Raw genomic sequence first — 13,528 nt, forward strand, 5'->3', positions numbered from 1 at the left:
TGGGTTCTCACCCAGACGAAGCACCGAAAGCGATATAACAAAAATCATGACATGGGTCTCGTTGGCACCGTTCGGATGAACGGGCGGCTCTGCAATTTTCCGAAGCGGAATTGGAACGAGTGGAGACAGTTATGGCAAAATACAGACATGACCTGCCGCTGACCAAGGGCGGACGTTTCCTCACCGATGGCGGCATGGAGACGACGCTGATCTTTCATGAAGGACTTGAACTGCCGCATTTCGCCTCGTTCGTGCTTCTGGTGACGCCGGAAGGCCGGCGGAAGCTGAAAGAATATTACGTCCGCTACCTCGACATCGCCCGCAGCGCCGGCGCCGGCTTCGTGCTCGACACGGCGACCTGGCGCGCCAACTCGGACTGGGCGGCAAAACTCGGGTACGACGGCGATGCGCTGCGGGGCGTCAACGAGGAAGCTGTCGCGCTCCTGGTCCAGTTGCGTGACGAGTACGAGCGGCCGGGCGCACCGATCATCATCAACGGTGCCATGGGTCCGCGTGGTGACGGCTACAAGGCCGGCACCATGGATGCCGAGGAAGCGGAGGCCTACCACCGCCCGCAGATCGAAACCTTCGCCGCCACCGACGCCGACATGATCAGCGCGATAACGCTGACCAACATCGACGAAGCGATCGGCGTTGCGCGGGCGGCCCGGGCCGCTGCAATCCCCTGCGTGATCGGGTTCACCGTCGAGACCGACGGCAGGATCGTGACCGGCAGGACGATGCAGGAGGCGATCGAGGCCGTCGATGCGGCGACCGGTGCCTATCCCGTGTTCTACATGGTCAACTGTGCGCATCCCACGCATTTCGAGGACGCCCTCGACGATGACAGCACCTGGATCAAGCGCATTGGCGGCATCCGTGCCAATGCCTCGACGAAAAGCCACCAGGAGCTCGACGAGAGCGAGACGCTGGATGCAGGCGACCCGATCGATTTCGGCCGCCGCTATCAGGACCTCGTCCGCCGCATGCCGCAGTTGCGCGTCCTCGGCGGGTGCTGCGGAACGGATCATCGACACATCGGCGCCATCTGCGCGGCGTGCCTGCCACAGCCGGCGATGAGCGCATGAGGAGAACACACTCATGACGACAACTGACCATCGACCACGCGGGTTATTGGGACGCCTGTTCGGCGGATGGCTCGAGCGAGCGAACTACGACTGGGGCTGCGGGCCTATCGAGCTGCCAGAGACCGACGGGCTCAAGGAGCAGCTCGTCTGCGAGGGCGACCTGCCAAGTCTGCCGCGCAGGCCGGCTCGCTGCCGCACGGCCGGCCACTAGCCCGCCCAACCGTCGTGGGTGGCCCGGGCAAGGGCCACCCACCTGTCGCAGGTACTTTTGCTCGCGCCGTGCGTTCCTATCTAATAGGGTAGCACAACCGTACCCACGATCGCCTGCGAGCCCATCCATGACCGAAACCGCGCCAAATCTCACCCAGCAGGAGCTGGCTCCCATCGCCTTCGACAACAGCTATGCGCGGCTGCCGGGGAATTTCTTCACGCGCACCGAACCCACGCCGGTTGCCGCCCCACGGTTCGTCAAGTTCAACCGACCGCTGGCGCTCGAGATGGGTCTCGATGCCGATGCACTCGAACGCGATGGGGCTGCGGTCTTCTCCGGCAACCGGCTGCTTGCCGGCTCCGAGCCGATCGCCATGGCCTATGCCGGCCACCAATTTGGCCAGTTCGTACCGCAACTCGGCGACGGGCGGGCGATCCTGCTCGGCGAGGTGATCCGCCCGGACGGTGCACGGCGCGACATCCAGCTCAAGGGATCCGGGCAGACGCCCTGGTCGCGGCGCGGTGACGGGCGGGCGGCGATCGGCCCGGTGCTGCGCGAATACATCGTCAGCGAGGCGATGCACGCGCTCGGCATTCCGACGACAAGGGCGCTTGCCGCGGTGACCACCGGCCAACCGGTCTATCGCGAGACGATCCTGCCCGGCGCGATCTTCACCCGTGTCGCGGCGAGCCATATCCGCGTCGGCACCTTCCAGTATTTTGCCGCCCGCGGCGACACCGACAGCATCCGCGCGCTCGCCGACCATGTGATCGGCCGGCACTATCCCGAACTTGCCGGCGCGGACGGCCGCTATTTGAAGCTGATCGATGCGGTGGCGGAGCGGCAGGCCAGGCTGATCGCCCGCTGGCTCGGCGTCGGCTTCATCCATGGGGTGATGAACACCGACAACATGGCGGTCTCGGGCGAAACCATTGATTTCGGCCCCTGCGCCTTCATGGACACCTACGACCCGCGCACCGTCTTCTCGTCGATCGACCAGATGGGGCGCTATGCCTATGGCAACCAGCCGATGATCGGCCAGTGGAACATCGCCCGGCTCGCCGAGACGCTGCTGCCGCTGATCCACGAGACGCCCGGCGAGGCGGTGGATCTCGCAAACGACGCGGTGTCCCGCTTCATGGAGCGGTTCCAGGAGCAATGGAAGGCGGTGATCCGTGCCAAGCTCGGGCTCGGCGAAGACGAGGAGGACGAGGACACCGACCTGATCCGCGCCTTCCTGGCGCTGATGCACGAGCAGAAGGCGGATTTCACGCTCTCCTTCCGCAGGCTTTCGGATGCTGCGGCAGGTGAAGGCGCGGATGCGGGCTTTGCTTCGCTGCTGGCCGATCCGCAATCCGCAGGGCCCTGGCTCTCCCGCTGGCGGCAGCGGCTTTCGCGCGACGAGCGCTTGCCGGATCAGCGCGCCACGATCATGCGCGCCGTCAACCCGGCCTTCATCCCCCGCAACCACAAGGTCGAGGAAGCGCTGGCCGCAGCGACCGAGGACCAGGACTTTTCGCTGTTCGAGGCGCTGAACGACGTGCTGGCGCGGCCGTTCGAGGATCAGCCTGCCTTTTCCTCCTATGCCGAGCCGCCGAAACCCGGTGAAGAGGTGCTGCAGACGTTCTGCGGAACCTGAGGCCGAGGTTACCGCGCGCGCGGCTCATCCGCGCGGGATGCCATGCGCGCTATGCGCCCGCCATAAGCGGAACTGGCAAACGTGAGGCCACTCCAAAGGGAATGGCCTCTACTGCTCAAAGCTCCTCGCCCTGGTCTGTCTCAAGGCCTGGCCTATTGCGGCCCAGGCTGCATGTGATGGATCGGATTGCCGTCGACAGCGATGGCTTCCGTGTTCTGGAGGTTCTTGATGTCCTCCTGTGAAAGCGTCGGCCGGTTCACCTTCAGCGTCAACTTGTTGAGCCTGGCGGTCAGAGCAAACGGAGGCTGATAGTCCGCGTCATTGACGCCCGTCAGGGTATCGGAGCCGATGTCGAAGCTCTCGTCCCACTGCAGGATCATTGGCAACGTGCGCTGCATCTGCTCCGTCGCCACGGTGTTTCCATCGACTTTCAGGCTGCCGGTCCCCGGTCTCCCCAGCCCGCTCATATTGTTGAACGCCAGTGTACCGACACCCAGTCCGTCATAATTGAAGTCGAATTCGACGGTGTGCCGACCGGGCGTGAGCGCGTCAGCGCCCTCCCATTTCACGCGTTTCAGATCGACAAGGTTCCACAGAAACACGGGCTTGCCTTTCAGCAGATAGAAGCCGTAGCCGCCAAAGCGCCCGCCCGACGTGAGGATCATCCCCTCCGCGCCGGCTTCGGGGACATCGATGTCAGCCGTGATCGTGTACGAGCTGTTCAGGATGGAGGGGGAATCTCCCTGCGGCAGGCCAACCATCGGCGTCGTGTAGGTGAACTCGGTTCGCCCGGCCGTTATGTTCGGACGCGGTGCCACGATACGCGCGGCCACCGACGCATCCATCGGGAAGACCTGGTATTTCCTGGCTTCAGCGATGAACGCCTCCTTCAACTGCTTGACCTTGTCAGGGTGCTTGTCCGCGACGTTCTGGGACTGGCTGAAATCGGTGTTGAGGTCATAGAGCTCCAGAACCTGGTTGTTCAACGGGTCGGGATTGGCTGCACCAAAGGCCTCCCACGGCGCGCGGTTGACCTTCGTGCTGAGCAGCCATCCGTCATCATACAGGGCCCACTGACCAAACATCTCGAAATACTGGATCTTGTGCTGCGACGGTGCCTTGGCGTTCTCCTTGTCGAACGTGTAGGCGAAGCTCGTGCCCTCCATCGGCGACTGCTTGATCCCGTCCACCATGTCGGGTGCTGGAATCCCGGTCACTTCGAGGATGGTCGGCACGACGTCGATGAAGTGCACGAACTGCTGGCGCAGCCCGCCCTTGTCGGTGATGCGGGCCGGCCAGGAGATTGCCATGTTCTGGCCGATGCCGCCGAGCCGCGAGGCGTTCTGCTTGAACCAGGTGAAGGGCGTATCGAAGGCCCAGGACCAGCCGGCAGACATGTGGTTGTAGGTCTGCTCGGTTCCCCAGACGTCATACCACTTCATCTGCACGTCGGTCGGCATCTTGTTGATGCCGTTGAAGAACGCCACCTCATTGGGGGTGCCGAGCGGGCCGCCCTCGGCACTCGTGCCGTTGTCGCCGTTGATATAGATGATGAGGGTGTTGTCGAGTTTACCCATGTCCTCGATCGCCTGCACGACGCGCCCGATCTCATGGTCGCTGTAGGCGGCGTAGGCAGCGAAGACGTCGGCCTGCCGGATGAAGAGCTTCTTGTCCTGAGGGGGCACATCGTCCCAATTGGGCAGGATTTCAGTGGGCCAGGGCTCCAACTGGGTGTTTTCGGGAATGACCCCGAGCTTCTTCTGGTTTTCGAAGATTTTTTCGCGAAGTTTGTTCCAGCCGTCGTCGAACAGGTGCATCGCGCTGATCTTGTCCACCCATTCCTTGGTTGGATGGTGCGGCGCGTGGGTCGCTCCCGGTGCGTACTTCACGAAGAACGGCTTGTCTGGCAACGTCTGGTTCAGGCGGTTCAGGTAGTCGATGGCGTCATCGGCCATTCCGGTGACCAGGTTCCAGCCTGGCTTGCCCTCGAACGGATATATCTGCGTGGTGTTCCGGAACAGGTTCGGCTGCCACTGGTTGGCATCACCGCCGACGAAGCCGTAAAAATACTCGAAGCCCATGCCAATGGGCCACTGGTCGAACGGTCCAACCGAACTCGCCGCAAATGCCGGCGTGTTGTGATCCTTGCCGAACCACGCGGTCGCGTAGCCATTATCGAGCAGGATTCGTCCGATGGTGGCCTTGTCCTTGGGGATGAGGCTGTTGTAGCCCGGGAAACCTGTCGACTGTTCGGAAATCACCCCAAACCCGGTCGAGTGATGATTTCGCCCGGTAATGAGAGCTGCCCGTGATGGCGAGCACAGGGCCGTTGAATGGATGTTGTTGTAGCGAAGCCCATCATTGGCGATGCGATCCATGGTTGGCGTCGGAATAACGCCGCCAAAAGTGCTGGGCACGCCGAATCCGGCATCGTCAGTGATGATGAGGAGGATGTTGGGAGCGCTCTTCGGCGGCAGGATCCGCGGTGCCCACCACGGTTTTGAGCTCAGGGCATCATCCTTGATCTCGCCACCGAATTGGGGATCGGGGGCAGGCAGCTGCCTGCCATCGATTGTCGTCGTCGCGTCCGGTGCGCCTGGCGTGCCGGTGGTTTGAATTTCGGCCGCCTTCGCAGGGCCAGCCAAAGAGACCAGGCTGGCCAGTCCCAGTGCACATGCGACATGTCCAAGCAGTCTGTAGCACATTGTCGATCTCCCCCCTGGAGGACGTCGTCTCGACGACGCCTCGACAGCATGATGTGACGCCAGCTCATCTTAGCTTATGCTAATACTACGAGATCATGTTGTCGAAGCCTCACTTTATTGGGCCTGATCTCGGGCTCAGGGCCTCGACCGCCACGGCGCCCGGAACTGGCTCCGCCGCGCGAAGCCGGACTCGAGCGCTGAAGCCTCACCAGGCAGGGACCGCATCACTTCGACAGCCCGAAGCCTCGCGCAGGAATTGTGGGCGATGGCATTGATTCCGGCCGAGGCTGGACTAGCTTTTCCTGAAGACGAGCCTCAACCCGCGCATGTTGCCACGCTGCCGTATCCAACGGTCCGTTCTGGGAGAAAGCGTCCATGTTGCTCATTCTCACCGCCATCCTTTTCGACCTGATCGGGATCGTTCTCGTCGTCGGCGGCGGATGGCTGGTCTCGCTCGGCGGCAGCCCCTACTACATCATCGCCGGCCTCGGCTTTCTCGCGACCGGCATTCTGTTGTTTCTCAAGCGACCGATCGCCATCTGGATCTACGCCATCCTGATGGTCGGCTCGCTCGCCTGGGCGCTGTGGGAAGTCGGGTTCGACTGGTGGCAACTCGGTCCGCGCGGGGGCATCATCGTGCTGCTCGGCCTCTGGCTGATGCTGCCGGCAATCCGCCGTCCGCTCGGGTTCACCAGCCCCACCGGCGAAACCTACCCCGCCTCGGCGCTGCCACTCGCCATCGCCGGGCTGCTGTCGATCGGCGTCGCTGTCTACGCCATGACGCGCGACATGCACGACATCGGCGGCGCGTTGCCCCTGGAGGCCGTTACGACCACGCCCGCCCTCGGCGGCGACGTACCGCCCGGCGACTGGCACCAGTACGGCCGCACCGCCTTCGGCCAGCGCTATTCGCCGCTCGACCAGATCACCACCGACAATGTCGGCACGCTCAAGGTCGCCTGGCAGTACCAGACCGGCGACGTGAAGCTTCCGGACGACATCGGCGAGACGACCTACCAGGTGACGCCGCTCAAGGTCGGCGACACGCTCTATCTGTGCACGCCGCACAACTGGGCGATCGCGCTGGACGCCGCCACCGGCAAGGAGAAGTGGAAGTACGACAGCAATTCCGGCATGAACCCCGACCGCCAGCACCAGACCTGCCGCGGCGTCACCTACTGGAAGGACCCCGCCGCTGCCGCGGGAACGCCTTGCGCCGAGCGCGTCTACCTGCCGACCTCGGATGCGCGGCTGATCGCACTCGATGCCGGCACGGGCGAGGTCTGCACCGCGTTTGCCGACCACGGCACGCTGCGTCTCGAACAGGGCATGGAATACAATCCGGCCGGCTACTACTATTCGACCTCGCCGCCGGTCGCCGTCGCCGGCAAGATCATCGTCGGCGGTGCCGTCAACGACAACTATTCCATCCACGAGCAGTCGGGCGTGATCCGCGCCTTCGACATCAATTCGGGCGCGCTGATCTGGAACTGGGATTCTGGCAACCCGGACGTGACGACGCCGCTACCGCCGGGCCAGACCTATACGACGAACTCGCCGAACAGCTGGTCGGTATCGAGCTACGACGAAGGGCTCGGGCTGATCTTCGTGCCGCTCGGCAACCAGGTGCCCGACCAGCTCGGCATGGGCCGCAGCGAGCATGTCGAAAAGTACTCGTCGTCGATCGTCGCGCTCGACCTCCAGACCGGCCAGGTGCGCTGGGTGCGCCAGACGGTGCACCACGACCTGTGGGACATGGATATTCCCGCCCAGCCGGCGCTGCTCGACATCACCAAGGAGGACGGCACCGTGGTTCCCGCCCTGGTAGGATCGACCAAGCAGGGCGACATCTATGTGCTCGACCGGCGCAGCGGCGAGCCGCTGATCCCGATCAAGGAGGAGCCGGCGCCGACCGGTGCCATCCCGGAGGACTTCACCGCCCCGACGCAGCCGGTCTCCGGCCTGACCTTCATGCCCGAGCCGCTCACGGAAAAGGACATGTGGGGCGTGACGATGTTCGATCAGCTCGCCTGCCGCATCGACTTCCACCGGCTGAAATACGAGGGGCGCTACACGCCGCCGTCGCTGCAGGGAAGCCTGATCTATCCCGGCAATTTCGGCGTCTTCAACTGGGGCTCGGTCGCCGTCGACCCGGAGCGGCAGGTGATGTTCGGCATGCCGACCTACCTGGCTTTCACTTCGAAGCTCGTACCGCGCGACCAGATCCCGCCGAAGGAGCAGAGCGCAAAGGGCTCGGAACAGGGCCTGAACCGCAACGAAGGTGCGCCCTACGGCGTCTACATGGGCCCGTTCCTCGGCCCGCTGAAGATCCCCTGCCAGGCACCGCCCTGGGGCTATGTCGCCGGCGCCGATCTGCGCACCGGCGAGATCGCCTATCGCTACAAGAACGGCACCGTCCGGGACCTGTCACCGATTCCGCTGCCCTTCAAGGTCGGCGTGCCGGGCATCGGCGGACCGATCATCACCAAGGGCGGGGTCGCCTTCCTCGGGGCCGCGGTCGACGACTACCTGCGCGCCTACGACCTGACGACCGGCCGGCAGCTCTGGGAGGCGCGGCTGCCGGCGGGCGGCCAGTCGACGCCGATGACCTACACGGCCGGCGACAAGCAGTACGTGCTGATCGTCGCCGGCGGCCACGGATCGATCGGCACCAAGCCGGGCGACTATGTGATCGCCTATACGCTGCCGTAACGTCAACAAGGCTCGCATAAGCTGTGCAACCTAGCCTCTTCCTGACTGGCTTTTCAGGGAGAGATTTTCATGAAGATCGATAGTGGGCTTCTGGCAAGCTATGCCATCGCACGGCAGCACCGCGCCGCGTCCGGCGACGACGACTTCGACGAATCCAACCGGGGCAACGCCGTTCCGCGAAACCTCACGCCCAGCGTTGCACCATCGCTTCCGGCCTCTTCGGGCTTTGCCAGTGCGCTCTGGCTGATCGGCGTCGAGAAGGATGCGAAGGCGGAGAATACCGCGGCTGCCAGCGCCAGCCTGGTGGCGGAGTTCATGGAATGGTCGGAGATGTCGCCCGCCGAGCGAATCCGAGCCCAGATGCTCGAAGAATTGGGCCATACCGAAGCATCGCTGAAGACACTGCCGGAAGCAGAGCGCGAAGCGATCGAGGACGAGATCCGCCAGGCGATCGAAGCGCAGCTCGGAATCGACACGACGATTGCTGCTCCCTGACTGGAACTGATGGCTGGTCCGCAGCCTGTTGACAACTCTACCTTTTCTTGTGCGTTCCAAGGCAGCGCTGCTGGGGCAACATGCAGCAACCTTTCCATTTCCATCCGCGACTTGCCCTTGATCTCAACCCGAGGTAGATTAATAATCGTATAGGTTTATCTCGCGCTCGACAATCGATCTGCGTGGAATACCGACAGCGCTGCATCTATGGCAATCCTGGGCTAGGCCCCGCGCACACCTGATCTCGAGAATTGCAATCCCAATCAGCAATGAGGTGAGGAAATGGCATCCTATGTCTTTGCGAATGATTCTGTCGGAACCGGCGTCCGCGCCACACTCGCGGGCAGTGACGTGGCCTATGTTCGCGCGGGGGTCCTGGTTGCATCGAGCGACACCACAGCGATCTATGCCTACGACCCTTCCACCGCGCTCTGGATCAATGGAGCGGTGGTCGGGCGAACCTACGCATTGATATTGGGTCGATTGCCAACCGAAGGCGGCCATAGCATCACAATCGAGGCCGGGGCCGAGGTCGGCGGCTTCGAAGCCGCAATCTATGCGGCTGGCACGGGCAGCCGGGTCAAAAATGCCGGGACCATCTGGTCCGAGGGCACCGCCATTGCGATCGAGGGCTCGTCGGGGCTGTCCACGGTAACCTCGACCATCACGAATGAAGGCCGCATCACGAGTTTCTCGGGCATCCGCAACATCGGAACGGACAGTGTCCAACTGACGAATACCGGTACGATCGACAGCGGCAGCGGCTGGGCCTACGCGTCCCTGACGGATGCCGCCGACATCATCTACAACAGAGGCAAGATCATCGGCTCGATCGACCTCGGAAGCGGCGCGGATGTCTACGATGGCTCAAAGGGAACATTGACCGGAGCTGTGCTTGGCAGAGCGGGCAACGACACTCTGCTTGGTGGCAACGGCGCTGACTTTTTCCGCGGCGGCGATGGGAATGACAGCCTGAAGGGCGGCAGCGGCAACGACAGCCTCTACGGCGACGCCGGCAATGACAAGATCGATGGTGGAAGCGGCAGCGACTACATGGAAGGGGGCGCGGGCAACGACACCTACGTCACGGATGGCGGCGACACGATCAAGGAACAGTTGAACGGTGGCACCGACACGGTGCGGTCCAGCGCCAGCCATAAACTCTCCGCCAACGTGGAGAACTTGACGCTGACGGGCAAGGGAGACCTCGCCGGCAAGGGTAACTCCCTCGCCAATATCATCACCGGCAACAGCGGCAAGAACGTCCTGTCCGGCGAGGCTGGCAACGATACGCTCTCCGGCGGTGGCGGTGCGGATAGATTGACGGGCGGTTCGGGTAAGGACCAGTTCCTGTTCAATTCCTCGCTCGGCGGCGGAAACATCGACACGATCACCGACTACAACGTCGCCGACGACACGATCCGGCTGGAGAATGCGATCTTTACCGCACTTTCCACCGGCAAGCTCGCTGCTGCCGCGTTCGTCGCCAACACCAATGGCAAGGCGGCAGATGCGAGCGACCGCATCGTCTACGAAAGTGACACGGGCAAGCTCTTCTACGATGCCGACGGAACGGGTTCGGCCGGCGCCGTGCAGTTTGCGCTGCTGGCGAAGGGCCTCGCCCTTTCGGCTGCGGACTTCTTTGTCATTTGAACTCGTAGCCAACGCTGTTGGCGGAGGCCGTTGCCGTCCGGGCGCAAAGGAGCGCCGACCCTATACGGTCGACGACCAACATTATGTGCTGATCGTCGCCGGCGGCCACGGGTCGATCGGCCTAAGCCGGGCAACTCCGTGATCGCGTATACGAATGCTCACACAGCCAGCATCAAGCCGCTGTCGCTACCTCGACGGTGACGTGGGATAGCTCGCGCAACGAGGCCAGCTTTGCCTTGTAGAAGCTTGGCTCCTTCGGATCCGAGGTGACCAGGGACACGATCGCGGCGTGGTGGCCAGGGCCGACCTGCCAGACATGCAGATCGGTGATGCGATCTGCCGGCGTTTCGATCACGTCGCGGATTTCCTCTGGTAGGGTCTCGCCTGCCGGCAGCGCGTCGAGCAGGACGACTCCTGTACTGCGGATCAGCCCCCAGGACCATCTGGCGATCACCAGCGCACCAACGATGCCCATGAGCGGATCGAGGAACGCCCAGTTGTTCCACAGGCCGAACACCAGGGCCAGGATGGCCAGCACCGAGGTCAGTGCGTCGGCGAGAACGTGCAGATAGGCCGCCCGCAGATTGCTGTCGGTACCGCTCCGCTCGTGACCATGGTGATGGTTGTGGTCGTCGTGGTGTTGATGATCGTGATCGTCGTCATCGCTGTGTCCGGCGTGTCCATGCGGACGGTGGGGATGGGCGTGACCATGGTGATGGCCGCTGTCGTTCAGCAGCCATGCACTCGCGAGATTCACGGCCAGGCCCAATACGGCGACGAGGATCGACTGACCGAAATCGATCGTCACCGGATTGGCGAGCCGGACGGAACTTTCCCAGGCGATCAGCAGGGCGATGAGCGCCAGGAGGACGGCGCTCGCGAAAGCGGCGAGATCGCCAAGCTTGCCCGTGCCGAAGGTAAAGCGCGTGTTGCCGTTCTCACGCCGCGCGTAGAAATAGGCGAAGGCGGCGATCAGCATGGCGCCGGCGTGGGTCGCCATATGCCAGCCGTCGGCGGTCAGTGCCATCGACCCATACAGCGTGCCCGCGACGATCTCGCCGACCATCATGACCGCCGTCAGCGCTATCACCAGCCAGACCCGCCGTTCATTCCGGGCGTGATTCTTTCCGAGGAAATCGTGGGTGTGTCCGCGCCGCTTCGCTTCCAGGTTTGTCATCGACAGTTCCTTCATATCTCTTTCGGCGGCAGCGCTATTTCAGATAGCTGCGAATGACTTCGGCCAGTTCGGTGACTGCCTGCCGGCGATCTTCCTCGCCCGTCGCCGCCAGAACGTGCTCCTGCAGATGCCCGTCGATCAGTTCCGCCGTCAGCCCGTTCATTGCTCCGCGGATCGAGGCCAGGAGTTGCAGGACCTCCCCGCAGGGGCGCTCGGCCTCAAGCGCACGCTCGACCGCTTCCATCTGGCCCTTGAGACGGCGGATGCGGGCAATCAGCTTTGTTTTTTCACGGGTCGTGTGCGACATGGGATGAGCCTGACAATTAGCATAGGGGGGTATACTATAACCCGGGAAAGGTGTCGACATTCCCTACCGGACTGATTTCGTTTTTTGCGACGAATTCGTCGAAGGCGCCCGCTTTTCGCGTTGACATCGGCGAGGATTCGGAGAATATCGCCGCCATGATCACGCACGCACCCATCGCCGCGACGTATTTTTGGCTGTTCCGATAAGGAGCGGCTGTTCGATCATATTCAACAAGCCGCCATCAGGCGGCTTTGTTGTTTTCAGGCACCTGGTGGCGAAAGACCCGAAGGAGCCTCGAAATGAATGCCGTCCTCAAGCTTGAAACCGCGCCGCTCGAACGTCCGGCGATGCTGAACATCCGGTCCGCCCGCCCGGGCGACCTGCAGCAGATCCTCGACATGGTGGCCTTGCACGCCGAGTGCCACGGCGATTGCGCACAGTTGTCCGCAAGCGATCTCGACCGCGACCTGTTCGGCCCGTCGCCATGGGTCAGCGCACTGGTGGCGGAGGCCGGCGGCCGGCTGATCGGCTACGCCATCCTGGTGCCGCTGTACCGGGCGGCGGAGGGCCGGCGTGGCATGGAGCTCCACCAGATCTTCGTCCGAAAGGACCATCGCGGCACCGGCATCGGCCGGCATCTGGTTGCTCGCGCCCGCGAACAGGCCCGGCTGGCTGGATGCAGCTTCCTTTCGGTCAGCGCCGCCACCGGCAACTTTCAGGCGCACCGCTTCTACGAGGAGATGAACTTCCGGGCTGGCCCCGTCACCGGCATGCGCTACATCCAGGCACTGGCCTGACCGAGGCGCGTCATCGGGCCGCCCGCAGCTCCCGTGCGGCCCTTCCTGCTCGAACTCCGATATCGCTTTTCGCGGTCAACTGTGCGCCTATTTAACGTCCGCGCTTCCGTTGCGTATCCGCAGTCGACGACGAAGGAGAGGATCATGACGAAACGCATTGCGATCGGCCTCACCGAAGGCTTCGCAGACTGGGAATGCGCGCTGCTGATGGCTTCCGCGCGCAACTATTTCGGCTTCGACGTCGTCGCCGCCTCGCCCGGCGGCAAGGCGGTGACCTCAATGGGTGGATTGACGGTAACCCCGGCGGCGGCGCTCGAGACCATCACGCCCGCCGACTACGACGCGCTGGTTCTCTGCGGCGGCACGATATGGGAAACGGAAGCCGCGCCTGATACGGCCGGGCAGATCCGTTCGTTCCACGATGCGGGACGCCCGGTCGGCGCCATCTGCGGTGCGACGCTGGCGCTGGCCCGTGCCGGTGTCCTCGACCGCAGCGGCCACACCAGCAACGAAGCCGCGTTCCTGGCGACGGCACCAGAATATCGGGGACACGCGCTTTATCGTGACCAGCCGCAGGCGGTCCGCGACGGCAACATCGTCACGGCCCCCGGAACCGCGCCTGTGACCTTTGCGGCCGAGATCTACCGGGCGCTCGGCTTCCACAGCCCGGACCTCGAGCATTACGTCAAGCTCTATGGCCGCGAGCACGGTTGACATCGGCGCCGACTGATAACGACCGACTGC

At 63.5% G+C, this 13,528-nt stretch carries 11 protein-coding genes; 8 read left to right on the forward strand and 3 right to left on the reverse strand.

Annotation, left to right across the window (positions count from 1 at the left end; genetic code table 11):
• Positions 1 to 131: 131 nt before the first annotated feature.
• From AC1DDS_RS01935 to AC1DDS_RS01945, 3 genes are all read left to right on the forward strand, one after another.
• Entirely contained in the window at positions 132 to 1,088 is a 957-nt protein-coding gene (locus AC1DDS_RS01935) for a homocysteine S-methyltransferase family protein (RefSeq protein WP_477477348.1), read from the forward strand.
• 13 nt (positions 1,089 to 1,101) lie between these two features.
• A complete protein-coding gene (locus AC1DDS_RS01940) occupies positions 1,102 to 1,299 on the forward strand; it encodes a hypothetical protein (RefSeq protein ID WP_477477349.1) in 198 nt (65 codons plus the stop codon).
• A gap of 163 nt (positions 1,300 to 1,462) precedes the next feature.
• Positions 1,463 to 2,938 carry a protein adenylyltransferase SelO gene (locus AC1DDS_RS01945; RefSeq protein WP_477477744.1) on the forward strand — a complete coding sequence of 492 codons (1,476 nt, stop codon included), beginning with the start codon at positions 1,463 to 1,465 and terminating at the stop codon, positions 2,936 to 2,938.
• 152 nt (positions 2,939 to 3,090) lie between these two features.
• On the opposite strand, the gene AC1DDS_RS01950 is transcribed toward AC1DDS_RS01945, so the two are convergent.
• The gene (locus tag AC1DDS_RS01950; protein ID WP_477477350.1) at positions 3,091 to 5,643 is read right to left on the reverse strand and encodes an arylsulfatase; all 2,553 of its coding nucleotides are present in this window, start codon (positions 5,641 to 5,643) and stop codon (positions 3,091 to 3,093) included.
• 375 nt (positions 5,644 to 6,018) lie between these two features.
• Between AC1DDS_RS01950 and AC1DDS_RS01955 the strand changes: the two genes are divergently transcribed.
• The 3 genes from AC1DDS_RS01955 (at position 6,019) to AC1DDS_RS01965 (ending at position 10,503) form a co-directional block, all read left to right on the forward strand.
• A complete protein-coding gene (locus AC1DDS_RS01955) occupies positions 6,019 to 8,355 on the forward strand; it encodes a glucose/quinate/shikimate family membrane-bound PQQ-dependent dehydrogenase (RefSeq protein WP_477477351.1) in 2,337 nt (778 codons plus the stop codon).
• A 69-nt stretch (positions 8,356 to 8,424) separates the two neighbouring features.
• Positions 8,425 to 8,850, forward strand: a complete 426-nt coding sequence (locus AC1DDS_RS01960) for a hypothetical protein (RefSeq protein WP_477477352.1) — start codon at positions 8,425 to 8,427, stop codon at positions 8,848 to 8,850.
• Positions 8,851 to 9,132: 282 nt separating this feature from the next.
• Positions 9,133 to 10,503, forward strand: coding sequence for a calcium-binding protein (locus tag AC1DDS_RS01965; RefSeq protein WP_477477353.1), 1,371 nt, complete (start codon positions 9,133 to 9,135; stop codon positions 10,501 to 10,503).
• A 172-nt stretch (positions 10,504 to 10,675) separates the two neighbouring features.
• Here AC1DDS_RS01965 and dmeF read toward each other — a convergent pair whose 3' ends face one another.
• Positions 10,676 to 11,680 carry a CDF family Co(II)/Ni(II) efflux transporter DmeF gene (dmeF, locus tag AC1DDS_RS01970; RefSeq protein ID WP_477477354.1) on the reverse strand — a complete coding sequence of 335 codons (1,005 nt, stop codon included), beginning with the start codon at positions 11,678 to 11,680 and terminating at the stop codon, positions 10,676 to 10,678.
• A gap of 34 nt (positions 11,681 to 11,714) precedes the next feature.
• Positions 11,715 to 11,987 carry a metal/formaldehyde-sensitive transcriptional repressor gene (locus AC1DDS_RS01975; protein WP_310414501.1) on the reverse strand — a complete coding sequence of 91 codons (273 nt, stop codon included), beginning with the start codon at positions 11,985 to 11,987 and terminating at the stop codon, positions 11,715 to 11,717.
• A 299-nt stretch (positions 11,988 to 12,286) separates the two neighbouring features.
• Between AC1DDS_RS01975 and AC1DDS_RS01980 the strand changes: the two genes are divergently transcribed.
• Together AC1DDS_RS01980 and AC1DDS_RS01985 are read left to right on the forward strand one after the other, a co-directional pair.
• The gene (locus tag AC1DDS_RS01980) at positions 12,287 to 12,784 is read left to right on the forward strand and encodes a GNAT family N-acetyltransferase (RefSeq protein ID WP_310414504.1); all 498 of its coding nucleotides are present in this window, start codon (positions 12,287 to 12,289) and stop codon (positions 12,782 to 12,784) included.
• 144 nt (positions 12,785 to 12,928) lie between these two features.
• Positions 12,929 to 13,498: a type 1 glutamine amidotransferase family protein gene (locus AC1DDS_RS01985; RefSeq protein ID WP_477477355.1), complete on the forward strand. Its 570-nt coding sequence runs from the start codon at positions 12,929 to 12,931 to the stop codon at positions 13,496 to 13,498.
• The last annotated feature ends 30 nt before the right edge of the window (positions 13,499 to 13,528 follow it).

Source organism: Mycoplana sp. 10N416 (genome assembly GCF_056394765.1).